Here is a 25,933-nt window from a genome sequence, read left to right as displayed (position 1 = left end):
GTGCACGGTGTTGGCGCCATTTTGGCGCAATCGACGTGAATTGGCACCCTCTAATTGCCGCGGCCGGACACGTTCAGGCGAAGATGCCGTGCATAAACCAGGCCCGCGCCAGGCGATCGCGAAACACCCAATAGTGTTCGCCGTGATGCCCGCGGGCAATGTAGTAGTCGCGACTTACAGGCTGCTGCCACCAGTTATCCTCGATACGCTCCGGGCCGTAAATCAGTTCCAGCCTGCCCTGCCAGTGCAGGGCATTCTGGCGGCGCTCGAGCTGTTGTGGCTGGGGCATTAGCCAGAACGGTCGCTGCAGACTTTTGGCACCGGCGTTGCCGCCAGCAGGGCGTTCACTGCAGGTGTGCAGGGCGTGTTCAGGCAGGTGTTCATCGCGGCAGCCGACCTGTTCCACGGCCTGTAGCCCGAGGCGGCTGCGCAAGCGGTCAAGCAGGCTGGCCAGGGGTTCTTTCTGTTTGCGCGGGTTAAACAAATCGAGGTTGTCCAGGTCGCCGGTGCGTAATTCGCTGCACTCCAGGGCAATGCCCTCCACGCCGGTTTGCAGTTCCAGTCGGTCCAAGTGAATCAGGGTCAGGCTGAACCAGCTTTTCCAGTCGCTGTGACTGCTGGTGCTGCGCACCTGAAGCTTGCGCAGGGAGTGATCAATGCCGATCAGCTGCCAGCAGATTTCTGCGGTTTGTAGCTGGGTATTGCGCAGGAACTTGCACAGCGATTGCAGCAGTAACTGCATGGCCGGCTGCAGTTCGTCATTGGCTTTTACCTCGTAACCAAACCAGTACTCGTCGTCGAAGCGCGAGGAAGGCTGGTAATCCGGGTGCAGTTCTTCCTGTTTGCCCAGTACCTGTTGCAGGAATGTTATGAAGGCTTTACCGCAGCGTCTACCGAGGGCTGCCTTAGGGAGGGCGAGTATGTCGCCCAGAGTGTGCAGGCCGGCCCGTCGCAGGGAATCCACCGGGCCGGTGTGCTCCTGCAACAGGGTCAGGGGCAGGCTGGCCAGGCGTTGCTCCAGGGGTGTCTCTGCCGCCAGAGCGTCGGCTTCATCGGCAAAGGAGAGCAACCAGGCTGCCTTGGGAGTGGGTGCGAGAGCGAAGCAGGCGCTGAATCCCCGGCTGGCCAAACCGCGTCGCACCTCTTCCAGCAGGGGTGGCAGGCCGCGGTACAGCGCCAGGCAGCTGCCGATTTCAAGTTGCAGGCAGTCGCCGTGCCAGCTGTGCAGGCTGGGGGTGATGCTATAGGCCCAGCAACACAGTTGCTGCAGGCAGCGGGCCTCAGCGGCTGTATCGCGCTCCAGTAGCTGGAGTGGGTCATCACCGACCAGGGCTCGCACGGTGGCCGGTTTCATGCCTTCGCGCACCCCCGCGGCTGCGGCACAATCATTGGCCCGGAGCACGCGTTGTTTCTCCAGTACCACCACGGCGCGCTCCTCTGTGCGCTCAAGGCATTTCAGGGGCAGCAGGTGAAAGCGCAGGCACAACCACAGGCTCATAACTGGCGTTGCCAAACGATGGGGGATAGCTCGGCCACGTTAACTTGATTAATCTTGTACATATATACAGTATTAATCAAGAGGGCATTGTTGTCCACGGACAGGTCTGCGACCTGTCGCCCGAGCAGGCAGGTCAGCTAGCCCTGATGGTGGGCCAGGGCTGTGCGCCAGGCGTCGTATACCGGCTGGCTGAAGAGGTAGAAATGAATGTCCAGGTCAGCAAAGGCGGCATCGGTGCTTATCGCCACGGCGATGGCTGCCGCTTCTTCCAGCGGGTAGCCGTACACCCCACAGGAGATCGCCGGTACGGCCAGGGAGTGGCAATCGTGTTGCAGGGCGAGCTGGTAGCTGTTGCGATACGCTGCGCTCAGCAGGGCTGGTGGGTTGGTGGCGCTGGCGTAAACCGGCCCCACCGTGTGGATGACATAGCGTGCGGTGAGTGCCCCGGCATCGGTAATGCGGGCTTCACCGGTGGGGCAGCGGACGCCATTGGTGGCGGGGACATCGCGACAGGCCTGGAGCAGGGCAGGGCCTGCGGCCCTGTGGATGGCGCCGTCGACACCCCCGCCACCGAGCATGCCCTCATTGGCCGCATTCACCACAGCATCCACTTCGGCCCGGGTAATATCACCCAAAGCCAGGTGCACAGTCACCCAACGCCTCCGGCATTTTCCAGCAGGTAGGAAATCACAAACTTGATGGCAAAGCCGAACATACCCATGGCCAGGCCAATATACAGAATGATGGTGCCGAACCTGCCCGCGTTACTGCGCTTGGCCAGGTCCCACACAATGAACATCATAAAGAGAATAAGGGCGGACACCCCGATGGTGACGCCGTACTCTGTCAGCCACTCATCCACATGCTACTCCCGGGCCGGTGCGGCCCTGTTCAGGAGGCGGCGATTATAGCAGTTTCCAGATGGGTGTCGGCACTGAGTGAGTTGGTGATCAGGCAGGCATCTTCGGCCTTGTGCAGTATGCGCTGGGCCTTGGCCTCGTCGACACCGGCGGGCACGGTCAGCGTGGCCTTGACGGCAATTGCGGTAAATTGGGTGACCCGCTCTACCCGGTCAAGCACGCCCTCGGCGTCGGCGGTCAGGTCGCTCCATTCCAGCTTGGAGGCGGCGGCAATGGCTCGGAAGGTGAGTGCAAAGCAGTCCGCCACCGAGGCCATGAGTAAATGTTCTGGCGACCACTGGTCGCCAGGGCCGCCGAATTCCGCCGGTGGTGCGGAGGCCAGCGGTGGCATAGCGCCGCTATTGATAGCGACATTACCAGTCACCTGGGCGGTGGCGTTGACGTGATAGTGGTGGGGGAAATCTTGCATGCTGCCTGCTCCTTATTATGTATGGCGGCAGGCAGTGTAGCACTCTTGGTGCCACGGCTGATGGTGATGACGCAACCATTGTGAACTTACCCGCCCGGCCGGGCCTGGCCAGGCCGGGTCTGTCCAGGCCGGCAGGTGGCACTATGCGAAGGAGAACGCCGGCTGCTGCTGGGGGCTGTCCTGCCAGGTGGGTACTTCCCACAGCTGGGGTTGTTCCGGGATATCCTCGGCCGGTGGCAGGGCTACATCGAGATACTGGTTGCCGCCGCGCTGTTTGAGAATATGTACCTTACGGTATTCACGTATTTGCAGACGCAGGCCTGCCGGCGCATGGTTACGGGCGGCACTGTGGGGGCGGAATAACACGGCCAGGCTGTCGCTGTCGGCGGCGGCCAGCTGTAATTTACGCAGTTCACCGTAGCTGTATTCGTGGGCACCCAACCAGCTGAACACGGCGCTGCTGGTGCTGCTGCGCAGGGCCTGTTCGGTGGCCCACAGCAAATCTTCGCGGCTTTTCGGGTGCACCAGCAGGATTTGCTCGGTGTTAATACCGCGGGCCTTGAGCAGCGGCGCGTAGGGCGTAAAAGGTGGGGCGATGAAGACCTGCCAGCGGCCCTCGGCGCTCAGGGTTTCCATGGCAGGCAGAAACAGGCCCATGGCGCCCATGCCACAGCCATCACTGAGCACTTCCACAGTGTTTCCCAGCGACCAGCCGCCATCGCGCAACTCTTTGTCGAGGGTGCTGTAACCGGTGCCCAGGGTGTTGTCGTTCCGGTTGTTACCGGCATGCCAGTGGCGATCGCCATCGGCGGACAGGGCGGTGAAGTTGCCGCGCCAGGTGTCGTTGCGATTGATGACTTGCTGCAGAGCCTGGTTCATGTCGGGCCTCTCTTGTTGTTCTGCTTTGTGTTTACTGTATGTTTGTACACTGTATGCATAAACAGTAGTTGAGTGGCAGGCAGAGTGCAAGGCCCTGGGCAGGGGTATTAGTTGGCAAAAATGAGACGTGCCCTGAAAGGCGACAGGTGGGGGTTAGCGGCTCGCGGCGAGCTGCAGAACGAGGTTTTCCAGTTGGTCCCAGGGTTTGCCGGCGGCAAAGCCCTTGATGGTGCCATCGACGGCCGATGCCTGTTCAAGCAATGCGGTAAGTGTCACGCTGTTGTGCCGTGACAGTGCACCCTGCATGAGGGGCATGCGGTTTTTCCACACCCGCAAACCGCCCAGTACCTGCTGGGGTGACTGCCCCGCATCGACCTGCTGGCGGGCCTGGTGCAGGGTGCGTACTTCCCGGAGCAGAGCCCACAGGGCTACGGCCGGCTCGGTGCCTTCGCCGCGCAGGCCGTGGAGCATTTTCAGGCTGGTGCCGGCATTGCCCTTGAGGGCATGGTCGGTCATATCAAACAGGTTGTAGCGGGCGTTATTGGACACCGAGGCGGTAATGGTCTCGGCGTTGATCTGGCCATCGCTGGCCAGCAACTTGAGTTTCTCCACTTCTTGTACCGCTGCCAGCAGATTGCCCTCCACCTGCTCACACAGCAACTGCAGAGCGTCGTTATCGATGCTGAGGCCGGCGGCGCTGCAGCGTTGCTGCAACCAGCGCGGCAGGTCACGGGCTTCAATGGGCCAGATCTGCACCGTGGCGCCGGCCTTGTCCAGGGCCTTGTACCATTTGCTATTGGTGGACTGCTTATCGATCTTGCCGGACACAATCAGCAGGATGTCGTCGCTGCCGGCAGCCATATCGAGATACTCGCACAGGGCCTTGCTGCCATCGGCGCCGGGCTTGCCCGAGGGCATGCGTATTTCCACCAGTTTGCGCTCGGCGAACAGTGACATGCTGGACGCACTGTGCAGAATTTCATCCCACTTGAAGCGCGGCACCACATCGATAATTTCGCGGTCGGTGCAGCCGGCGTCGCGTGCGGCCTTGCGCACCAGATCACAGCACTCCTGTACCAGCAGAGGCTCGTCGCCACTAATCAGGTAAACGGGGAGAAGTTGCTGCTTGAGATGGCCGGCGAGTTTCTCGGGGTACAGGCGCATCGCGAGGTGTCAGGCCTCGGGCGTCTGGCTGGCGGCGAAGAAGGCGATGCGGCGCAGAATCTGCTGCGACAGTTCACTGCGCATCTCCGCCTTGAGGATGCGGATCTCCTCGGCCTTGCCCACGACGTTCTGGGGGTCGTTTTCCATCTGCTTGATCACCGTGCCGGTGGTGTCGGGCATGACGCCCTTGCCTCTGGCGTTGTTGATCGAGAATGTCGAACGCATGGTCAGTTCGAATTCCGCCGCTCGGGTGTCGGCATCCAGTGACAGGTTTCGCTGGCTGAAACGCTCCGGTCCGAGTACCAGCAGATAGTTGGCGTCGGCGCGGTCGTCGGCCCATTCAATGCCGGCATTGGCGAAGCGCAGCTTCACCTCGCGACTGAATTCGCTGTTGGGATTACTGGTGACCAGAAACAGCGAGCGCCATTCCTCTGGAACACTGGCGCCGCCGCTGCCGCGCAGGTGGAAGCCACAGCCGGATACCATGGCTGTGGCGCAAAGAGCGATAACAAGGGTGGCGAGGCGCCGCTGCATAATGGGTTCCGGCCTTAATCAGTTGGCAACAATATTAACCAATTTGCCCGGTACTACAATCACCTTGCGCACGGTCACGCCTTCCAGGAAACGCTGCACATTGTCCTGGGCCAGGGCCGCCGCTTCGGCAGCATCCTTGTCGGCATTGGCGGCAATGTTCATCTTGGCGCGGACCTTGCCGTTCACCTGAACCACCATTTCAATGCTGTCGCGGGTGAGTGCGTCTTCGTCGACACTGGGCCAGGGCGCATTGAGCACGTCGCCTGTGCCGCCGAGCGCCGGCCATAACTCGTGGCAGATGTGCGGCGTGATGGGGTTGAGCATTAGCACGATGGCGCGCAACGCTTCGTCCAGTACCGCGCGGCTCTGGTCGCTGTTGTCCAGTTTGCCCAGCTCGTTGCACAACTCCATGACCGCGGCGATGGCGGTGTTAAAGGTCTGGCGGCGACCGTAGTCGTCGCTGACCTTGGCAATGGTCTCGTGCGCTTTGCGGCGGGCATTTTTCTGCTGTTCGGTCAGGGCGCTGGTATCCAGTGCCGGTGAGGGACCTGCGGCTACGTGGCCGTTAACCAGTTTCCACAGACGCTTGAGGAACCGGTGAGCGCCTTCAACACCAGAGTCGGCCCACTCCAGGGATTGCTCTGGCGGGGCTGCAAACATCGAGAACAGACGTACAGTATCCGCACCGTATTGATCGATCAGGGCTTGGGGGTCAACAGTATTGCCCTTGGATTTGGACATTTTAGCGCCGTCCTTCAGCACCATGCCCTGGGTGAGCAGGCGAGTGAAGGGTTCGTCGGAGTTCACAAGACCTTCGTCGCGCATTAGCTTGTGGAAAAAACGGGCATAAAGCAGGTGAAGGATCGCATGTTCGATGCCACCGACATATTGATCCACAGGTAGCCAGTAGTTGGCCTCGTCGCTGTCGAGCATGCCGTCCGTGTAATCGGGGCATGTGAAACGGGCGTAGTACCAGGAGGATTGCACAAAGGTGTCGAACGTATCGGTTTCCCGTTCGCAGTCAGCACCGTCCAGGGTGAATTTACGCCATTCAGGGTCCGCTTTAATCGGTGAGGCAACACCGTCCATAGCAACATCTTCAGGCAGCAGCGAGGGCAGGCGGTCTGCCGGAATGGGAATGTCGCTGCCGTCGTCGAGATTGAGCATGGGAATGGGTGTGCCCCAGTAGCGCTGGCGCGAAACGCCCCAATCACGCAGTCGGAACTGGGTTGTGATCTTGCCCATGCCCGAGGCTTCCAGTCGGGCGGCAATACCCTCGAAGGCCGCATCGAAACTGCTGCCGTCGAATTCACCAGAGGCAGTCAAGGCACCGTGCTCGGTGTAGGCAGCCGCACTGGTGTCCGCTGGTTGGCCCTCGGTGTCGCATATAACGGTTTTCACCGGCAATTGGTATTTCTGGGCGAATTCCCAGTCACGCTCATCGTGGGCCGGCACAGCCATTACCGCACCTGAGCCATAGTCCATGAGCACGTAGTTTGCGACCCACACAGGTACTTCTTCACCGGTGAGGGGGTGGCGAGCGCGCAGGCCGGTGTCCATGCCGAGTTTCTCGGCCTGAGCCATGTCCGCTTCAGCGACTGAACTGCGCTTGCATTCGCCGATAAAGCTGGCCAGTGCCGGGTTGTCTGCGGCCAGCGCAAGGCTGATTGGGTGCTCCGCAGCCAGGCTTACGTAAGTGACGCCGTAAAGGGTGTCGGGCCGGGTGGTATACACCTCGATGCGGTCGAGGTCCGCTACTGGGCTATCCAGCCCAAAGGCCAGTTCCACGCCACGACTTTTGCCAATCCAGTTGCGCTGCATGGTGCGCACGGCTTCTGGCCAGCCATCGAGATTGTCCAGCCCCGCAAGCAATTCTTCAGCGTAGGCGGTAATGCGGATAAACCACTGAGGAATCTCACGGCGTTCGATCAGCGCGCCGGAACGCCAGCCACGGCCTTCGATGACCTGCTCGTTGGCAAGAACCGTTTGATCTACCGGGTCCCAGTTTACGGTCGCCATTTTCTTGTAAACCAGTCCCTTTTCATAAAGACGGGTAAAGAACCATTGCTCCCAGCGATAGTACTCTGGCTTGCAGGTGGCGATTTCGCGGTCCCAATCGTAGGCGAAGCCCAGCTGACGCAGTTGGGAGCGCATGTGATCGATATTCTGTACGGTCCAGCTGGCGGGGGCGACATTATTGGCAATGGCTGCATTTTCTGCAGGTAGGCCAAATGCGTCCCAGCCCATGGGCTGCAGCACGTTTTTACCCAGCATGCGCTGATAGCGGGCGATCACATCGGCGATGGTGTAATTGCGCACATGTCCCATGTGTAGCTTGCCACTGGGATAGGGGAACATAGCGAGACAGTAGTACTTCTCGCGCTCATCCTTAATCGCCGCGAAACTGTTGTTCGCCAGCCAGTGGGCCTGGGCTTCGCGCTCCATGATGTCGGGCTTGTATTGCTGCTCCATTGCCTTGCTTGATTCCGGTAAAAAAAGAGGGCGAATTCTACCAGTATTCAGGGCGCTGTAGGAGTGTGAATCTGCTGCCCTGCAGGCAGGTCTTCGGCGGCTGGCGCCGAGACGATGCCGGGATCAGGGCTCTCGCCAGAATCCCAGGTACATGAGGATCATCAGCGCCAGGCTGATGGCGCAGGCCGACAGAATCGGCACCGAACCAAAGCTGGCGAAAGGCGTCTTGCCCAGCATGGCCTGGACCTTGCCGGTGAGCACGGTTTCCACGAACTGCTCGGACTCGGCAATGACCTGGCCCCGATGGTCGATCAGGGCGGACACACCGTTATTGGTGCCCCGAATCATATAGCGGCCATTTTCCAGGGCGCGCATCTGCGCCATTTGCAGGTGCTGCAGCGGGCCGATGGAATCGCCGAACCAGCTGTCATTGCTAATGGTTATCAGCAGGTCGGCCTCGCGGGCGCCGGCGGCCACCAGGTCCGGGTAGACCACCTCGTAGCAGATTGAGGGCGATACCCGAAAGGTACCCGCTGCTAGCGGTGGCTGATCGGCCGGGCCGCGGCTCTGGAACGACATGGGCAGATTAAAGAATTCGATCACACCGCGCAGGTAGTCCTCCAGGGGCACATATTCGCCAAAGGGCACCAGCCGTTGCTTGAAGTAGCTGCCCTGGCCCTGGCCCAGGGCGGTAATGCTGTTGTAGTAGCGTTCGTCGCCTTCGGGACGGTTCGGTATGCCCGTGATTAACGTGGTATCGGCCTCGCGTGCCCGGGCGGCGATGGGATCGAGAAACGGTCGCGCGCGCTCGTATAGATTGGGGATGGCCGCCTCGGGCCAAACGATAATATCGTGGCCTAGCAGGGGCATGGTGGCGCCGCGCATCTGGTGCAGAATCGGCAGGTAGTACTCGCGATTCCATTTGTTCTGCTGCGGGATATTGGGCTGGTAAATTGCGACCGAGAGCGGTTCTTCGCTGGCGCGCGCCACCCATTGGATGGGCTTGAGTACGCCGCCGCCAATCCACAGGGTGGCGACAATGACGGCGTAAGTGACAAGTGCAATGGCCTGGCGGCTGCGCCAGGCCAGAAACAGGCAGCTGCCAGTCAGGGCGCAAATCAGCGACAGGCCGTAAATGCCGAGAATCGGCGCCCAGCCGGCGATGGCGGTATCGACATGGGCGTAGCCCAGGTAAAGCCAGGGGAAGCCGGTGAGAAACCAGCTGCGCAGCCATTCGAACAGCACCCACAGCACGGGAAACCCGATAAGCATACCGCCGGGCAGGGAGCGTATAAAGCGGATATAAAGCCAGGCGAACGTGCCGTGCAGTAGCGCCAGGCCGGCGCAGAACAAACCCGTCAGCACCAGTGCCAGGGGCACGCTGGCATTGCCGTGTTCGTGGATGCTGACATACACCCAGGAAGCCCCGGTGCCGAATAGGCCCAGTCCGAACAGCCAGCCGCGCCAGAAGCCGCGCGGTGGGTTGCAGGTGCTCAGCAGGTAGGCGAACAGGGCGCAGCTGAGAATGCCCGCCGGCCATATATTGTAGGGCGCCAGTGACAGCGTGATCAGCGCGCCTGCCAGTGGACTCAGCAGGAGCACGATCAGGGGGTGCAGGCCGGGCTTCTCGCTGCGCATGTGGTGGTGTCAGCTCTTGCCTGGCCGCATGCGCAGGCTGTGGATTTTGCGTTGGTCGGCGTTAATCACCTGGAACTCAAAGTTGTCGATAACCGCCACTTCATTGCGGGTGGGCATATGCCCCAGAGCCTGAATGACCAGTCCGCCTATTGTATCGAACTCTTCATCGCTGAAACCGGTGCCGAAGTGTTCGTTGAAGTCCTCGATCGGGGTGAGGGCCTTGATGAAGTAGTCATCGTCACTGATCTTGCGGATGAAGCGATCCGCCAGGGCGTCGGTTTCGTCTTCAATTTCACCTACAATCTCTTCGAGTACGTCCTCGATCGTTACCAGGCCGGCGACGCCGCCATATTCGTCGATGACGATGGCCATGTGGTTACGATTTTCGCGGAACTCCCGCAATAAAACATTGAGGCGCTTGCTCTCGGGGACGACCATGGTGGGGCGCAGCAGGTTTTCCAGCCGGAAGTCGCTGTGGTCTTTACTCAACACCATGGGCAGCAAATCCTTGGCCAGCAGAATGCCGAGAATGTCATCGGGGCTTTCGCCAATCACCGGGTAACGTGAGTGGGCCGAGCGGGTAATCTGCGGTAGGATTTCTTCCAGGGTGGATTCGGCTTTGATCAACACCATCTGGGCGCGCGGAATCATAATGTCGCGGGCCTGCATGTCGCTGACCTGCATGGCCCCTTCCATGATGCTGCGCGCGTCCTCGTCGATGACCTCATTCTCGGCGGCCACGGCGAGTATGGCTTCCAGATCCTTGCGGGTACTTGGCTCGCCGGAGAACAGTTGGCCTATTTTCTCCAGCCAGGATTTCTCGCCATGATCGGGGCTGGATGGATCTGTGCTCATGCGCTCTGGTGCTCCTCGAGCTGGTCGCCCCGATAGGGGCAGGGGTAGTTGAGTTCAGTGAGGATGCGGGTTTCCAGTGCCTCCATGGCCTGGGCTTCCTCGTCTTCGATATGGTCGTAACCGAGCAGGTGCAGGGTGCCGTGAACCAGCATGTGGGCCCAGTGCGCCTCCAGGGTCTTGTGTTGTTCGGATGCTTCGCGGATCACGACCTGGGTGCACACCACGATATCGCCCAGCAGCGGCAGTTCCAGTTCGGGAGGCAAGTCGCTGGGGAATGACAAAACGTTGGTGGGGCCGGACTTGCCGCGCCAGGTGTGATTGAGCTCAGCCATCTCGTCTTCGTCGACGAGCCGCACGCTCACTTCTGTATCAGTTGTGCGCTGAGTGGCCAGCGCTGCCTGAATCCAGCGTCTTATGTCGTCCTCATCAGGCGCGGGATCACTGGTCTCGCGCTGAATGTCGATCTCCAGGTTCACAGCTGGTTTGAATCCATGGGCTTGGCCTTGTCCTCGTGCGAGTCATAGGCCTGGACAATGCGCTGTACCAGCGGGTGGCGTACTACATCTTTGTTGGCGAAATAGGTAAAGCCAATGCCCTCGACACCATCGAGAATACTGCTGGCATGGGTCAGGCCCGACTGTGCGCCCCGGGGCAGGTCGATCTGGGTGGCATCGCCAGTGATGACAGCGGTGGAGCCAAATCCGATCCGTGTCAGAAACATCTTCATTTGTTCGCGGGTGGTGTTCTGGGCTTCATCGAGAATGATAAATGCATTGTTCAGGGTGCGGCCGCGCATAAAGGCCAGCGGCGCCACTTCGATGATGTTGCGTTCGATGTACTTGTTAACGGTCTCAAAACCGAGCATTTCGTACAGTGCGTCGTAGAGCGGGCGCAGGTACGGATCAATCTTCTGGGACAGGTCACCGGGCAGGAAACCCAGCTTTTCACCGGCCTCAACCGCCGGGCGTACCAGCAGGATGCGGCGTACACGCTCTTCCAGCAGCGCCTCGACGGCACAGGCTACCGCCAGGTAGGTCTTGCCGGTGCCGGCGGGACCAATGCCGAAGTTGATATCGCTCTGCTTAATGGTGCGCACATAGCCCTGCTGGTTTTTGCCGCGGGGCTTAATGGAGGCACGCTTGGTGCGAATGACCTGAATTGCCTCCACCGGCTCGTCGCTCTGGGCCGCCTCGGCCAGGCTTTCGAGGCCGGCCTGTTGCAGCTGCAGGTGCAGGGACTCAGGGCTCAGGCCCACGCCCTGACAAACCTCGGCGTACAGGTGAATGAGCAGCTCACGGGCTGCGGCCACATTGACCGACGGGCCGGACAGCTGGAACTGGTTGCCGCGATTACCAATGCGGATGCTCAGGCGCTGTTCGATCTGGCGCAGGTGGCCGTCCAGCTGGCCGCAGAGCATGGCCAGATGACGGGCGTCATTGGGTTCTAGGGTGAGGCTTAGTTGCGTCACCGGCTGGGGTGCCGGGTCAGGTGCTAGGGTTTCGCTGTTCAAATTCGTCATTGGCCCACTGCGGGGCTGTCATCGATTGGTTAAAGGATATACAGGATTGGCGCGGCGTCAACTCGCCATGAGCACGCCACGCAGGGAGTTGGGCAGGGCCTCAAACACCTCTACATCGGCGAATTCGCCAATCAGGCTGTGGTCAGTGCAGCTGAAGTTAACGGCGCGATTGTTCTCAGTACGCCCCTGGAGCTGCCCCGGGTCTTTTTTCGAGACGCCGGTGACCAGAATGCGCTGGGTAGTGCCGACCATGCGACGGCTGATTTCCTGGGCATGCTGGTTAATCCGGTTCTGGAGAATTTGCAGGCGCTGCTTCTTCACATCTTCCGAGGTATCGTCCGGTAAGTCAGAGGCCGGGGTGCCCGGGCGGGCGCTGTAAACAAAGCTGAAGGACACATCGAAGCCGATGTCTTCGATCAGCTTCATGGTATCGGCGAAATCGGCCTCGGATTCGCCCGGGAAACCGATAATAAAGTCCGAGGAGATGCTGATGTTCGGTCGGATTTTGCGCAGGCGGCGAATCTTGGACTTGTATTCCAGGGCCGTGTGGCCGCGCTTCATGGCGTTGAGGATCTTGTCCGAGCCGCTTTGTACCGGCAGGTGCAGGTGATCGACCAGCTGTGGAATGTCCGCATAGGCCTCAATCAGGGCATCGGAGAATTCGACCGGGTGAGAGGTGGTGTAGCGAATACGCTCGATACCGGGAATCTTTGCCACGTAGTGCAGCAACTCGGCGAAATCGACAATGTCGCCCTCATGGCTCTCGCCGCGGTAGGCGTTCACGTTCTGGCCGAGCAGGTTGACCTCGCGGACTCCCTCGCCGGCGAGGTGGGCGATTTCAGCGATCACATCGTCCAGCGGGCGCGACACCTCTTCGCCGCGGGTATAGGGCACCACGCAGAAGGTGCAGTACTTGGAGCAGCCTTCCATGATGGAGACAAACGCGGTGGGGCCATCCACCTTGGGCTCGGGCAGGCGGTCGAATTTCTCAATTTCCGGGAAGCTGACGTCTACCACCAGGGTGCCGCCGGGGCCTTGTTCTGCCTCGCGCTGGTCCATCATGTCCGGCAGGCGGTGCAGGGTCTGGGGGCCGAACACCAGGTCCACATAGGGGGCGCGCTTGCCGATTTCCTCGCCTTCCTGGCTGGCCACGCAGCCGCCGACGCCGATTATAAGGTCCGGGTTTTTCTGCTTCAGGTGTTTCCAGCGGCCCAGCTGGTGGAACACCTTCTCCTGAGCCTTTTCCCTTATAGAACAGGTATTTAGAAGGAGTACGTCGGCCTCCTCAGGGTTGTCTGTGGGCACCAGGTCATGGCTTTCCTCGAGCAGGTCACGCATACGCGCGGAGTCGTACTCGTTCATCTGACAGCCATGGGTCTTGATGTACAGTTTCTTGTTCACAGTTCCTCGGTTCCTGCGGCGCGCCGCCGCGGGTCTATTCGATCGCAAAAAGGGCAGCGGATTATACAGAGGGATGTCCCCGAAACCTAGTACTGACGGGGGCTGCAGGCTGGTAATTCGTCGCCATGGTGGTAATATTGCCGCCCCCTGAAAATATGGCTCGGCCATGGCCCGCCGCAGGGGGTATCATCAACCTGTTTCACCACGAGAAAAGCATGCCAGCTCAACCCGTTTACAAAGTCATCTTCCAGAACGGCACCCAGGTCTACGAAGTGTTTGCCCGGCAGATTTACCAGAGCGATATGTGGGGCTTTATCGAGGTTGAAGAGTTCGTGTTTGGTGAGCGCTCCCAGATCGTGGTTGACCCGTCTGAAGAAAAGCTCAAAAACGAGTTTGCCGGCGTGACCCGCAGCTACATTCCCATGCAGGCTATCCTGCGTATTGACGAGGTCGACAAGGAAGGCGCGGTCAAGGTATCGGACGTCAAACCTGCCGAAGGCGGCAATGTGGCGAGCTTCCCCTTTGCCGGTTCCGGACCGCCCCAGATCTCAGACGAATAAATTTCCTGCACCCAGTATGGTGAGCCTGGTTCAATAGCGCGCCGCTATTGGCGCGGTAGCCCGTGGCAGGGCTTTCTAGCCCCCTGGATAGGTGTACAATGGCGACCGCTCGATACACACTCCACACCGAAGGACCCCGCCATGACAGTGATTCGTCAGGACGATTTCATCGACAGCGTCGCCGATGCGCTGCAGTTCATCTCTTACTACCACCCGAAAGACTTCATCGACGGTGTCTACGAGGCGTGGCAGAAAGAACAGAACCCGGCCGCCAAAGATGCCATGGCCCAGATCCTGATCAATTCACGCATGTGTGCCGAGGGCAAGCGCCCCATTTGTCAGGACACCGGTATTGTCACGGTCTTCCTGAAGATTGGTATGAACGTGCAGTGGGATGCCCAGATGTCTGTGGCGGATATGGTCAACGAAGGCGTGCGTCGCGCCTACCTGAATCCCGATAACGTGTTGCGCGCCTCTATTCTCGAGGACCCTGCCGGTGCCCGGAAAAACACCAAGGACAACACCCCTGCCGTCATCCACATGGAAGTTGTCGAAGGCGACACGGTTGATGTGCAGGTGGCTGCCAAGGGTGGCGGTTCTGAGAACAAGTCCAAGATGGCCATGCTCAACCCCTCCGATTCCATCGTCGACTGGGTGGTGAAGACCGTACCCACGATGGGCGCCGGCTGGTGCCCGCCCGGCATGCTGGGCATTGGTATTGGCGGCACCGCTGAAAAGGCCGCAGTTATGGCCAAGGAAGCGCTGATGGAGCCGATTGATATTCATGAACTGCGCGAGCGCGGGCCTTCCAACCGTGCCGAAGAGCTGCGCCTGGAAATCATGGAGAAGGTGAACAAGCTGGGTATTGGTGCCCAGGGCCTGGGCGGCCTGACCACGGTTATGGACGTCAAGATCAACGACTACCCGACACACGCGGCTTCACTGCCTGTGTGCATGATTCCCAACTGTGCGGCCACCCGTCACGCGCACTTTGAGCTGGATGGCTCGGGCCCGGCCCTGCAAACACCGCCCAGCCTCGACGACTGGCCGATTGTTTCCCAGGAAACCGGCGACAACGTTCACAAGGTCAACCTGGACACGATTACCCGGGAAGACGCCAGCCAGTGGAAGCCGGGCGACGTTCTGCTGCTGTCAGGCAAGATGCTCACCGGCCGCGATGCAGCTCACAAGAAGATGAAGGAACTGATTGAGTCCGGTGAAGGCCTGCCTTCTGAGGTAGACCTCAAGGGCCGCTTTATCTACTACGTGGGCCCTGTAGACCCGGTGCGCGATGAGGTTGTAGGCCCCGCCGGCCCCACCACCTCCACCCGCATGGATAAGTTCACTGACTTTGTGCTCGAGCACACCGGCCTGCTGGGCATGATCGGCAAGGCCGAGCGCGGCCCCGCTGGTGTTGAGGCTATCAAGAAGCACAAGGCCGTCTACCTGATGGCAGTCGGCGGTGCCGCCTATCTGGTCTCCAAGGCGATTACCTCTGCCAAAGTGGTTGCCTTCCCGGAATTGGGTATGGAAGCCATCTACGAGTTTGAAGTGAAGGATATGCCGGTGAGTGTCGCAGTCGACATGGAAGGTACGTCAGTCCACGAGGTAGGCCCCAAGATCTGGCAGGCAAAGATCGAGGAAGAGGCCATCGAGGTTGTCTAACACCTTTTACTGGCACGACTACGAGACTTTCGGCGCAGACCCTTCCCGCGATCGCCCGGTGCAGTTTGCTGGGCTGCGCACCGACGCCGACCTCAACCCCATTGGCGAGCCGCTGGTGATTTTCAGCCGGCCCGCCAACGACTTTCTCCCCCACCCGCAGGCCTGTCTGGTCACCGGGATTACCCCGCAACAAGCGCTGGCGGAAGGCATGCCCGAGGCGGAGTTTATTCGCCTGATTCACGAGGAGCTCGCCCAGCCAGGCACCTGTGGTGTGGGTTACAACAGCATTCGCTTCGACGACGAGGTTTCGCGTTACACGCTGTACCGTAATTTTTACGACCCCTATGCCCGGGAGTGGCAGAACGGCAATTCCCGCTGGGACATTATCGATATGGTGCGCGCCTGTTACGCGTTGCGCCCCGAGGGCATTAATTGGCCGACTCGCGAGGATGGCCTGCCCAGCTTCCGTCTGGAAGACCTGACTGCCGCTAATGGGATTGCCCACGAAGACGCGCACGACGCCCTGTCGGATGTGCATGCCACCATTGCCATGGCCCGTCTCATCAAGGAAAAGCAGCCACGCCTGTTTGACTATGTGATGCAGAATCGCGACAAGCGATCGGCGGGTGCCCTGTTGCATATGGAAGCCATGAAGCCGGCGCTGCATGTCTCTGGTATGTTCGGCGCTGAGCGGCACAATATTGCCCTGATTGTGCCGCTGGCCATGCACCCGAGTAACAAGAACGAAGTGATTTGTTTTGACCTGATGGCCGACCCTGCTGCCCTGCGCCAGAATTCAGAAGAAATTGCTGCGCTGCTGTTTGCGCGCAAAGATGAGTTGCCTGAGGGTGTTGAGCGCCCCGGGCTGAAATCGGTGCACCTGAACAAGTGCCCGATTCTGGTGACGGCCAAAATGGCGGACCCTGCCACGGCGCATCGGTTGGGCATTGACGGCGCTCGCTGTCGCGCCCACCTCGCTGCACTGCGCGAAATGCAGGCCGCCAATCCGCTTGGTTTCACCAGTAATCTACAGGGTGTTTACAGCGGCCGGGTGTTTGATGAAATCACCGACGCGGATCGCATGCTCTATAGCGGCGGCTTTTTCGGCGAGGCCGACAAGCGCCTTATGGATCAGATTCGCAACAGCAGCCCTGAAGACCTCGCCGGCACCAGTTTTCCCTTCGAAGACGCCCGCCTGCCGGACATGTTGTTCCGCTACCGGGCCCGCAATTACCCTGAATCACTCAGCCCCGATGAGCGCGCTCACTGGGAAGAGTATCGCTTCTCACGTCTCACCGAGCCCGAGGCGGGCGCCAGTATCTGTATGGAGCAATACCAGGAGACCATTGAGGCCCTGGTTGAGTCCGGTGAGCTGACCTTGCCCCAGTGTGAGTTGATGGAGCAGCTGCTGGAGTACAGCGACAGCCTGTTGGCCTGAGCCAATCCTGTGAAAAGTAGCGCGACTTGAACCGCGCCCACCACTTATAATTCCGGCCAATAGTTTGGGTCTCCTGGGAGGGGAATGGTGGAATTCGCCGGAAGCAACATACTGTCGATCCAGCAATTCGAGCGCGCCGATGTCGAGCGCGTATTCTCGGTCGCTGACATGATGGAGCCCTATGCCCATCGCCGCAGGCGCACCAAAGTGCTCGACGGCGCCATTCTCGGCAACATGTTCTTCGAACCCAGTACCCGTACCCGGGTCAGCTTTGGCAGTGCCTTTAACCTGCTCGGTGGCGAGGTGCGCGAAACCACGGGGTTTGAATCCTCCGCGCTGGCCAAGGGCGAATCCCTCTACGACACGGCCCGGGTGCTCAGCGGTTACTCGGATGTCATCGTCATGCGCCATCCGGCGGAAGGTTCTGTGGCGGAGTTTGCCGCGGCGAGCCGGGTGCCGGTGCTGAACGGCGGCGACGGTGCCAACGAGCACCCCAGCCAGGCGCTGCTTGACCTGTACACGATTAAAAGCGAAATGGCTGGTCGCGGTCGGGGCATCGATAACCTGCGCATCGCCATGGTCGGCGACCTGCGCTTCGGGCGTACGGTGCATTCCCTGTGCAAGCTGCTGTGCCTGTTCGACAACGTGCATGTGACTCTGGTGTCGCCCCAGGAACTGGGTATGCCCGGCGAGATCGTCGAGCGCATGCGCAGTGCCGGTGTGGACGTGCTGGAATCGGATCAGCTGGAGTCGAGTATTGCTGCGGTCGACATCGTCTATTCCACCCGCATCCAGGAAGAGCGCTTCAGCACCCAGGAAGAGGCCGACCTGTACCGTGGTCGCTTCCGCCTCAACCAGAGCGTGTACACCGCCAACTGCGAACCGAATACAGTCATCATGCACCCACTGCCCCGGGACTCCCGTGAAATGGCCCGGGAGCTGGACGATGACCTCAACGACAACCCGAACCTGGCGATCTTCCGCCAGACCGACAACGGGGTGCTGGTGCGCATGGCCTTGTTTGCCCTGGTGCTGGATGTGGTTGACCAGGTCGATGCCCACGCCAGCGATGTGACCTGGTGTACCGCGGGCCGCTTTTAAATGCCCGAGCTGACCTTCGGGGCCGACGACGTTCGAATACTGGCTGAGGAAACGGCTTTCCAGGGCTATTTCCAGGTGCGCCGGGTGACCTTGCAATACCGCGCCTTTGGCGGTGGCTGGGTGGAACCGCAGGTACGAGAGATTTTTGAGCGCGGCGACGCGGTCGGTGTGTTGCCCTACGATCCTGTCACCGACTCCGTTGTCCTCATCGAACAATTCCGTCCGGGCGCCATGCGCGGCGCCAACAGCCCTTGGATGCTGGAACTCATTGCCGGCATTGTCGAACCTGGCGAGGCGGATGCGGAAGTCGCACACCGCGAGGCCATGGAAGAGGCTGGTTGTGAGCTGAGCCTGCTCGAGCCGATTGCCACGGTGCTGCCCAGCGCCGGAGCCTGCACGGAGGAGGTGCGCCTGTTCTGCGGTCGCATGACCACCGCAGCGGTCGGCGGGGTGCACGGCCTGCCGGAAGAGGGTGAGGATATTCTGGTGCACTCGGTGCCGGTCGCCGAAGCCTTTGACCTGCTCGATCGCAATGCCATGCCCAATGGCCACACGCTTATTGCCCTGCTGTGGTTGCGCAATCACATCGAATCGCTGCGGGAGCGCTGGGCCTAGCCGCCCGCGGACACTATGAGCGAGGCAACCACTAAAAAACGCCCGGGTCTATTACGCTCTTCTGCGCTGGTCGGCGCGATGACCATGATGTCGCGCGTGTTGGGTCTGGTGCGGGATATCGTGGTGGCGGCTTTTGTGGGTGCCAGCGCCAATGCCGATGCCTTTTTCGTGGCCTTTAAAATCCCCAATTTCCTGCGCCGCCTGTTTGCCGAGGGGGCGTTCTCACAGGCCTTTGTACCGGTGCTGGCGGACTATAAGGAACAGGGTGCCCACCAGGCGGTCAAGGAACTGATCAATCGGGTGGCGGGGGTGCTCGGAGGCACGCTGCTGCTGGTTACGGCGCTGGCTGTGCTGGCGGCACCACTGGTGGCGGCGCTGTTTGCCCCGGGATTTGTTAGCCAGCCCTACAAATACCAACTTACCAGCGACATGATCCGGATTACCTTCCCGTATCTGTTGCTGATTTCGATGACGGGGTTTTGCGGCGCCATTCTCAATAGTTACGGGCGCTTTGCGGTGCCTGCGTTCACCCCGGTGTTTCTCAACCTGTCGCTGATCTTTGCCGCCGTGGTAGCGTCGCCCTGGTTTGCTGAACCGGTGTTTGCGCTGGCCTGGGGCGTGTTCTTCGCGGGCGTAATACAACTGTTGTTCCAGCTGCCATCACTATACCGGCTCGATCTGGTGCCGCGCCCGGTGGTGGATACTCAGCACGAAGGCGTGCGGCGCATCATGAAGTTGATGGTGCCGGCGCTGTTTGGTGTCTCTGTCAGCCAGATCAACCTCCTGTTGGATACGGTATTGGCCTCGTTTCTGCCCACGGGCAGTGTCTCCTGGTTGTACTACTCGGACCGGTTGGCGGAACTGCCGCTGGGTGTGTTTGGCATCGCCATTGCCACGGTGATTTTACCCAACCTGTCGGCTCATCGCGCCGCGGCGCGGGAGCAGGAATTCGCCGTGACCCTGGACTGGGCGACCCGCTCGGTACTGCTCATCGGCGTGCCGGCGGCGGTGGCCCTGATTCTGCTGGCGGAGCCGATTCTGGTGACTCTGTTCCAGTATGGAGAACTCACCCCGGGCGATATCCATATGGCCTCGCTGTCACTGCGGGCCTACAGCCTGGGCCTGATCGCCTTTATGTTGATCAAGATTCTGGCGCCGGGTTTTTACGCTCGTCAGGACACGGCTACCCCGGTCAAAATCGGCATTATTGCGATGGCGGCCAACATGGTGATGAACTTGGCCTTTGTGCTGCCCTTGTTGTGGTACCTCAATATCGGCCACGTGGGGCTGGCGCTGGCCACCTCCTGTTCGGCCTGGCTGAATGCGGGGCTGCTTCTGCGCGGTCTGCGCCGTGACGGTGTGTTTGTGTTCCAGCCGGGCTGGGGCATGTATGCGGGCCGTCTGATTGCGGCGACCGTGACGATGTCGGCGGCGGTGATGTTGCTGGCGGCGCCGACGGAGCAGTGGTTGGCCTGGGGGTGGCGGGAGCGGGCGCTGCAGATGGGCATGGTTTGTGGTGCTGGTGTTGTGGCGTATCTAGCGGTGCATTTTGTGCTCGGGACTCGGTTGCGGCATTTGCGGGCGCCGCGGGCGGTTTAGGTCGCTCTCTGGGTGTCGGTTCAGAGACGGGATAATCTGCTCGGAACCACTTCAAGCCCACTGCTGTGCGGTTTTGGTCGTTCTCTGGTTGGCGGTCCAGAGACGAGAAACCCCTCTCAGAACCACTGCAAGCCCGTCCATGGGGCGTTTCGGCGTCCGCCATCCCGGGCTCCCGACGATTCTGAGAGGGNTTTCCCGCCTCTGAACCTTTATCGAGCAGACTAAAGAGTATCGTTGTTGAGACAGGCGCCTGTGTTGCAGGCGGGACGGTAGGTCGTCACGCCTTGAGTGTTTTCTTGGGATGTTTTCTATCGGGGTAGCACGTGGTGCAGATCTCGCAGACGCGGCCGTCGCAGCCGCGGGCGGTGCAGTACTCGCGGCCGTAGAAGATGATCTGCAGGTGGAGTTTGTTCCAGTATTCCTCGGGGAACAGGCGCTTCAGGTCGCGCTCGGTCTGGACCACGCTCTTGCCTGAGGTCAGGCCCCAGCGCTGGGCCAGGCGGTGAATGTGGGTGTCCACGGGGAAGGCGGGCACGCCGAAGGCCTGGGACATCACAACCGAGGCAGTTTTGTGGCCTACGCCGGGTAGTTTTTCGAGTGCCTCCATGTCCTGGGGCACTTCGCCATCGTACTCTTCCACCAGAATTTCCGAGAGGCGCTTAATCGCCTTGGACTTCTGTGGCGACAGGCCGCAGGGGCGGATGATGTCCTGGATTTCGCCGACGTCCTGGGGGGCCATGTCGTGGGCGTTGTCGGCCAGGGCGAATAGCTCAGGCGTAATCTGGTTGACGCGCTCGTCGGTGCACTGGGCGCTGAGAAGCACCGCGACCAGCAGGGTGTATGGGTCCTTGTGGTCCAGCGGGACGGGCGTTTCCGGGTAGAGCTCCTGTAGTCGCTCGAGTATGTAGGCGACGCGATCGGCCTTGAGCATATTGGCCATTAGAGGGTCTCCAGGTACGCCGCGATGCGCTCGGCGGCTTCTACACACTGGGCCATTTCGGCGACCAGGGCCATGCGTATGCGGTTGGCGCCGGGGTTGTGGCCTTCCACTTCTCTGGCGAGGAAGCTGCCGGGGAGCACGGTAACGTGCTGCTGGGCGAACAGGCCACGGGCGAACTCTGTTTCGCCAATCGGTGTTTCGGGCCACAGGTAAAAGCCGGCGTCGGGGCGAGTTACGTTCAATTTTTCGCCAAGAATGTCCAGTACGGCGTCGAACTTGGCACGGTAGCGGGCGCGGTTTTCGATAACGTGTTGCTCGTCATTCCAGGCGGCGATGCTGGCAATCTGGTGATGGGCAGGCATGGCGCAGCCGTGATAGGTGCGGTACTGCAGAAACTTGCCGATGATGTCGGCGTCGCCGGCCACGAAGCCGGAGCGCAGGCCGGGCAGGTTGGAGCGTTTGGACAAGCTGTGGAACACCACGCAGTTGCGGTAGCTGCCATCGCCCATGGCGGCACAGGCCTGCAGTAAGCCGGGGGGCGGGTTGGATTCGTCGCCGTAGATCTCGGAATAGCATTCGTCAGAGGCGATCACAAAGTCGTGTTCGCGGGCGAGCTTGATCAGGTCCTGTAATTGCGTCAGTGACATGACTGCGCCGGTGGGGTTGCCGGGGCTGCAGATGTAGAGCAGTTGGCATTGCTGCCATTGGTCTTCGGTGACGGCGGCAAAGTCGGGCAGGTAGCCGGTGTCGGGGCCGCAATCCAGGAAGACGGGGGTTGCGCCGGCAAGTAGGGCCGCGCCCTCGTAAATCTGGTAAAAGGGATTGGGGCTTAGCACCAGGGGTGCTTTGTCGCGATCGACGATTGTTTGGGCGAAGGCAAACAGGGCTTCGCGAGTGCCGTTCACCGGCAGAATATGGCGCTCTGCGTCGATGCCCTGCAGCTTGAAACGGCGCTGCAGCCAATCGCCAATGGCTTCACGCAGAGCGTCGCTGCCCCGGGTCAGGGGGTAGTTGGCGAGTTTGTCGAGATTGTCGGCGACGGCCTGCAGTACGAATGCGGGCGAGGGGTGTTTGGGCTCGCCGATAGACAGGGCAATGGGCTTAGTGTCAGCCGGTGCTTCGAGATCGGCGAACAGCGCCCGCAGCTTCTCGAAGGGATAGGGTTGCAGGCGTTGCAGGTCGGGGTTCATCGTGTACCGTCGTGAAAATTCAGTGGGGGAATACTCAGGCTGTTTCGTTCAGCTCTTTTCGAATGGCCTGCTGTAATGCCTCACAGCGCTCCGGGTCGGTAATGGGCTGCTGGTCAGCGTCGGTAATAAAGAACACGTCTTCTACCCGTTCACCGAGGGTTTGAATCTTGGCGGCCTGTAAATCGATGTCGAAGTCGACAAAAATCTTTCCAATGCGAGCGAGTAGGCCGGGGCGATCGGGGGTGGCGATCTCCAGTACCGAGTAATTTTTTACCTCATCCACGGACATGCTGGTTTCGGTGGGGATGGAGAATGATTTCTTGGCCCGCGGTGTGCGGCGATTCACTACCTGGGCGCTCGCGTCCTGGCTCAGGGCGTGGGAGAGAGCTTCGCGGATGTCGTTGATTCGCGCCTGGTCCTCGGCAATCGCCTGGCCGTCAGATCCGAGCACGAAGAACGTGTCCAGTGTCATGCCGTCGTTGGCGTTGTAAATTCGCGCATCGTGAATCGACAGATCCAGCTGTTCCAGCTGAGCACAAATACGCGAAAACAGGGCAGCGGAAGAGCGGGCGTGAATAAAGATCTGGGTCGTATTGGCGACATTGGAATCGAGACTGCTGCGGGCCAGCACCAGCGGCTTGCTCTTGTCGTGGTGACCGGCAATGGCTTCGGTGTGCCAGGCAATGTCCTCGGCTTTCTCGCGCAGGAAGTAGTCTTCGCCGCGCTCTTTCCACACATCTTCAATTTCCTCGATGGTGAAGCCGCGGTACTCGAGTGTGTCGATGGCTGCGTCGCGGGTTTCGTCAATCCACACCTGCTTGTCGATGGGATTTTCCAGGCCGCGCCGCAGGGCACGCTTGGTCTCGGTGTACAGCTGACGGAGCAGGCTACCGCGCCAGGCGTTCCAGAGAGTTGGGTTGGTGCCATTAATGTCGGCTACTGTCAGAGCAAACAGGTAGTCCAGGCGATGCTGGTCGCCCACATGCCTGGCGAACTGCTGGATGACGTCGGGATCGGAAATGTCGCGACGCTGGGAGACGGCAGACATGGTCAGGTGGTTTTCCACCAGCCATACGACCAGGTTAGTGTCGCGCTTGCTCAGTTTGTGCAGTTCGCAGAATGCCTGGGCGTCTACCGCGCCGAGTTCTGAATGATCGCCGCCGCGGCCCTTGCCGATGTCGTGGAACAGGCCTGCGAGGTATAGCAGTTCGATCTTGGGCAGACGCGCGGTCACCCGGCTGGTCACGGGGAAGCGCTCTGCGAACTCGGGAATCTGGAAGCGACGCATGTTTTCAATTACTTCCAGGGTATGTGCATCCACGGTGTAGGTGTGGAACAGGTCGTGCTGCATCTGGCCGATAATCTGGCCGAATTCGGGAATATAGCGCCCCATAACGCCGTAGCGAACCATGCGTTTGAGCTGGCGGGTCAGCTTGTAGGGCGAGCGCAGCAGGTCCATGAACATCTTCTGATTGATTTCACTGGCGCGGAAACTGTCGTCGATGAGGTCGAGTGATCTGCGCAGCTGGCGGATCGTGGGCGCGGCAATACCGTTTATCGCATCGTTGCGTGCGCTGAGCAGGAACACCTCGAGTATCGCCGAGGGGTCGATCGAGAACACGTTGTCGTTGCGCGCCTCGATATAACCGTTGCGCATCTGGAAGCGGCCGTTCAGCTCGAGAATGTTGTGGTCGCCTTCTGCCGTGAGTATGTCCTGGTCGAAGTTCTGGATAAGAACCTCGTTGAGCATGCCCAGGGCCTGGGCCCAGCGGTAGTAAACCTGCATGAACTGTTCGACGGCGAGCTTCTCGCCATCTTCGAAACCCCACATCTGGGCCAGCTCGCGCTGATGGTCGAACAGCAGACGATCTTCCTCGCGACCGGTAATCATGTGTAGGGCGTAGCGCACTCGCCACATGAAATCGCGGCCATCGCGCAGGATCTGGGCCTCTACCGGCTCGAGGAACTCGGCGGCGGTCAGGCGATCCAGCGACTCCACCCCAAAGTGGCGCTCGGCAATCCAGCCAATAATCTGCATGTCGCGCAAGCCGCCTGGTGAGGACTTCACATTGGGTTCGAGGTTGTATTCGGTGTCGGCAAACTTGGTGTGGCGATTGCGTTGCTCTTCGACCTTGGCGCGGAAGAATGCCGGGCTTGGCCACATCTTCTCGGTTGAGGTGCCCTGTTGGACTTCCTCCATCAGCCGCTGAGGCCCGCGAATCACCCTGGCCTCCATCAGGTTGGTGAGGATGGTGATATCGCCGGCGGCATTCTCAATACACTGCGCTACCGTGCGCACGCTGTGACCGATGTCCAGGCCGATGTCCCACAGCAGAGTCAGGAAACCCTCCAGCTTTGCCTCAGCGTCGCCAGCGTTCTCATCCAGCAGTAACAGAATGTCGATGTCAGAGCAGGGGTGGAGTTCGCCGCGCCCGTAGCCGCCCACAGCCACCAGACAGTGCTCGCTGTTCGCGCCGATGTTTTGCTCCCACAGTTGGCCCAGCAAAGCGTCGACGAAAGCGGCGCGTTGGCGGATCAGTGATTCAACGGGGGCGCCTTCGCGAAATTGCTGGTGCAGGTATTCTGTGGCCTTAACAATTGCGCCTTTGCAGGCGGCGATGGCATCGGTGCCGCCCAGGCGGTCGCGCAGAGCGGTGGAGTCAAATAGTTCTGTGGGCAGAGGGGCGAGGGATGAGGGCACTGGATTCCTTAGAAAGTCTCGTTACTGCGACGGGTAAAGATTTCGCAGCCGTCTGCTGTGACGCCGATGGTGTGTTCCCACTGTGCCGACAGGCGGCCGTCCTTGGTGGTTACGGTCCAGCCATCTTTCTGGTTCAGGCGAGTGTGACGTTTACCTGCGTTAACCATGGGCTCTATGGTAAAGGTCATGCCTTCTTCGAGCGTGAGGCCAGCACCTTTGCGGCCATAATGCAGTACCTGTGGATCTTCGTGGAATACCTTGCCGATGCCGTGGCCGCAGTACTCGCGCACCACTGAGTAATAGTTTTTCTCAGCGTGGGCCTGGATGATGGCGCCAATATCGCCCAGTGTGGTGCCGGGGCGGACAATATCCAGAGCTTTGTACAGGCATTCCTGAGTAATCTGGATCAGGCGGGTTGCATGGGGAGCGACGTCGCCGACTTCCACCATAATACTGGTGTCGCCGTGGTACTCATCTTTAATCACTGTGACATCGATGTTAACAATATCGCCGTTCTTGAGCTTCTTGTTGTCCGACGGAATGCCGTGACACACCACGTCATTCACCGACGTGCAGATCGACTTCGGGAAGCCGTGGTAATTCAGGGGCGCGGGTATCGCTCCTGCGGCAATAATATAGTCGTGACAGATGCGATCCAGCTCACCGGTGGTGACGCCCACTTGTACGTGGGGTTGGATCATCTCCAGTACTTCGGCGGCCAGGGCGCCGGCGGCGCGCATCTTTTCCAGCTCGTCCGCAGTCTTGATACTTACTGCCATTTGCAACCTATTGAAATATATAATAAATATGGGTCCGACCTGCGCTTGGCGAGGAC

Annotated in this window: 23 protein-coding genes; 6 read left to right on the top strand and 17 right to left on the bottom strand. The window is 60.2% G+C overall.

What is annotated here, in order from left to right:
* Positions 1-73 precede the first annotated feature (73 nt).
* From A3709_RS13530 to miaB, 13 genes are all read right to left on the bottom strand, one after another.
* Entirely contained in the window at positions 74-1,498 is a 1,425-nt protein-coding gene (locus A3709_RS13530; RefSeq protein WP_082850107.1) for a DNA polymerase Y family protein, read from the bottom strand.
* 137 nt (positions 1,499-1,635) lie between these two features.
* Positions 1,636-2,151 carry an O-acetyl-ADP-ribose deacetylase gene (locus A3709_RS13525; RefSeq protein ID WP_066055461.1) on the bottom strand — a complete coding sequence of 172 codons (516 nt, stop codon included), beginning with the start codon at positions 2,149-2,151 and terminating at the stop codon, positions 1,636-1,638.
* Positions 2,148-2,360: a DUF2788 domain-containing protein gene (locus tag A3709_RS13520; RefSeq protein WP_066055458.1), complete on the bottom strand. Its 213-nt coding sequence runs from the start codon at positions 2,358-2,360 to the stop codon at positions 2,148-2,150. Before A3709_RS13520 ends, A3709_RS13525 begins: the two co-directional genes overlap by 4 nt.
* A 29-nt stretch (positions 2,361-2,389) precedes the next feature.
* Positions 2,390-2,827, bottom strand: coding sequence for an OsmC family protein (locus tag A3709_RS13515; RefSeq protein ID WP_066055455.1), 438 nt, complete (start codon positions 2,825-2,827; stop codon positions 2,390-2,392).
* A 141-nt stretch (positions 2,828-2,968) separates the two neighbouring features.
* A complete protein-coding gene (imuA, locus tag A3709_RS13510; RefSeq protein ID WP_066055452.1) occupies positions 2,969-3,706 on the bottom strand; it encodes a translesion DNA synthesis-associated protein ImuA in 738 nt (245 codons plus the stop codon).
* Between the two features lie 153 nt (positions 3,707-3,859).
* Positions 3,860-4,870, bottom strand: coding sequence for a DNA polymerase III subunit delta (holA, locus tag A3709_RS13505; protein ID WP_066055449.1), 1,011 nt, complete (start codon positions 4,868-4,870; stop codon positions 3,860-3,862).
* A gap of 9 nt (positions 4,871-4,879) precedes the next feature.
* Positions 4,880-5,404 carry an LPS assembly lipoprotein LptE gene (lptE, locus tag A3709_RS13500; RefSeq protein WP_066055446.1) on the bottom strand — a complete coding sequence of 175 codons (525 nt, stop codon included), beginning with the start codon at positions 5,402-5,404 and terminating at the stop codon, positions 4,880-4,882.
* 18 nt (positions 5,405-5,422) lie between these two features.
* On the bottom strand, positions 5,423-7,876 hold the full coding sequence (leuS, locus tag A3709_RS13495; RefSeq protein WP_066055443.1) for a leucine--tRNA ligase: 2,454 nt from the start codon (positions 7,874-7,876) through the stop codon (positions 5,423-5,425).
* Positions 7,877-7,999: 123 nt separating this feature from the next.
* On the bottom strand, positions 8,000-9,514 hold the full coding sequence (gene lnt / locus A3709_RS13490) for an apolipoprotein N-acyltransferase (RefSeq protein WP_066055440.1): 1,515 nt from the start codon (positions 9,512-9,514) through the stop codon (positions 8,000-8,002).
* Positions 9,515-9,523: 9 nt separating this feature from the next.
* Positions 9,524-10,369 carry an HlyC/CorC family transporter gene (locus A3709_RS13485; RefSeq protein WP_066055438.1) on the bottom strand — a complete coding sequence of 282 codons (846 nt, stop codon included), beginning with the start codon at positions 10,367-10,369 and terminating at the stop codon, positions 9,524-9,526.
* The gene (ybeY, locus tag A3709_RS13480; protein ID WP_066055436.1) at positions 10,366-10,845 is read right to left on the bottom strand and encodes an rRNA maturation RNase YbeY; all 480 of its coding nucleotides are present in this window, start codon (positions 10,843-10,845) and stop codon (positions 10,366-10,368) included. The genes A3709_RS13485 and ybeY overlap by 4 nt, the downstream gene beginning before the upstream one ends.
* Positions 10,842-11,888, bottom strand: coding sequence for a PhoH family protein (locus A3709_RS13475; RefSeq protein WP_066055433.1), 1,047 nt, complete (start codon positions 11,886-11,888; stop codon positions 10,842-10,844). Before A3709_RS13475 ends, ybeY begins: the two co-directional genes overlap by 4 nt.
* A gap of 57 nt (positions 11,889-11,945) precedes the next feature.
* Positions 11,946-13,289 (bottom strand): tRNA (N6-isopentenyl adenosine(37)-C2)-methylthiotransferase MiaB, encoded by a 1,344-nt coding sequence (gene miaB / locus A3709_RS13470; RefSeq protein ID WP_066055430.1) that lies wholly within the window; start codon positions 13,287-13,289, stop codon positions 11,946-11,948.
* Between the two features lie 215 nt (positions 13,290-13,504).
* Between miaB and A3709_RS13465 the strand changes: the two genes are divergently transcribed.
* The 6 genes from A3709_RS13465 to murJ all read left to right on the top strand — a co-directional run bounded on the left by A3709_RS13465 (position 13,505) and on the right by murJ (position 20,267).
* The gene (locus A3709_RS13465; RefSeq protein ID WP_066056196.1) at positions 13,505-13,849 is read left to right on the top strand and encodes a DUF1820 family protein; all 345 of its coding nucleotides are present in this window, start codon (positions 13,505-13,507) and stop codon (positions 13,847-13,849) included.
* A gap of 141 nt (positions 13,850-13,990) precedes the next feature.
* Positions 13,991-15,514 (top strand): fumarate hydratase, encoded by a 1,524-nt coding sequence (locus A3709_RS13460; protein WP_066055427.1) that lies wholly within the window; start codon positions 13,991-13,993, stop codon positions 15,512-15,514.
* Positions 15,507-16,952: an exodeoxyribonuclease I gene (gene sbcB / locus A3709_RS13455; protein ID WP_066055423.1), complete on the top strand. Its 1,446-nt coding sequence runs from the start codon at positions 15,507-15,509 to the stop codon at positions 16,950-16,952. Before A3709_RS13460 ends, sbcB begins: the two co-directional genes overlap by 8 nt.
* A gap of 87 nt (positions 16,953-17,039) precedes the next feature.
* The gene (locus A3709_RS13450; RefSeq protein ID WP_066056193.1) at positions 17,040-18,053 is read left to right on the top strand and encodes an aspartate carbamoyltransferase; all 1,014 of its coding nucleotides are present in this window, start codon (positions 17,040-17,042) and stop codon (positions 18,051-18,053) included.
* Positions 18,054-18,668, top strand: coding sequence for an NUDIX domain-containing protein (locus A3709_RS13445; RefSeq protein WP_066055420.1), 615 nt, complete (start codon positions 18,054-18,056; stop codon positions 18,666-18,668).
* A 15-nt stretch (positions 18,669-18,683) separates the two neighbouring features.
* Positions 18,684-20,267: a murein biosynthesis integral membrane protein MurJ gene (gene murJ, locus A3709_RS13440; RefSeq protein WP_066055417.1), complete on the top strand. Its 1,584-nt coding sequence runs from the start codon at positions 18,684-18,686 to the stop codon at positions 20,265-20,267.
* Positions 20,268-20,544: 277 nt separating this feature from the next.
* On the opposite strand, the gene nth is transcribed toward murJ, so the two are convergent.
* From nth to map, 4 genes are read right to left on the bottom strand one after another with little or no spacing between them, the layout of a single operon-like run.
* On the bottom strand, positions 20,545-21,198 hold the full coding sequence (nth, locus tag A3709_RS13435) for an endonuclease III (RefSeq protein WP_066056190.1): 654 nt from the start codon (positions 21,196-21,198) through the stop codon (positions 20,545-20,547).
* Between the two features lie 8 nt (positions 21,199-21,206).
* Positions 21,207-22,397 (bottom strand): succinyldiaminopimelate transaminase, encoded by a 1,191-nt coding sequence (gene dapC, locus A3709_RS13430; RefSeq protein ID WP_066055415.1) that lies wholly within the window; start codon positions 22,395-22,397, stop codon positions 21,207-21,209.
* A gap of 34 nt (positions 22,398-22,431) precedes the next feature.
* Positions 22,432-25,098 carry a [protein-PII] uridylyltransferase gene (gene glnD / locus A3709_RS13425; RefSeq protein ID WP_231871180.1) on the bottom strand — a complete coding sequence of 889 codons (2,667 nt, stop codon included), beginning with the start codon at positions 25,096-25,098 and terminating at the stop codon, positions 22,432-22,434.
* Between the two features lie 8 nt (positions 25,099-25,106).
* A complete protein-coding gene (map, locus tag A3709_RS13420) occupies positions 25,107-25,877 on the bottom strand; it encodes a type I methionyl aminopeptidase (protein ID WP_066055413.1) in 771 nt (256 codons plus the stop codon).
* Between the last annotated feature and the right edge of the window lie 56 nt (positions 25,878-25,933).

The sequence above is a fragment of the Halioglobus sp. HI00S01 genome, assembly GCF_001635445.1.
Taxonomy (GTDB): domain Bacteria; phylum Pseudomonadota; class Gammaproteobacteria; order Pseudomonadales; family Halieaceae; genus Halioglobus; species Halioglobus japonicus.
The sequence above is the reverse complement of the archived record's forward strand: the minus strand, read 5'-3'. Positions and strand labels throughout refer to the sequence as shown.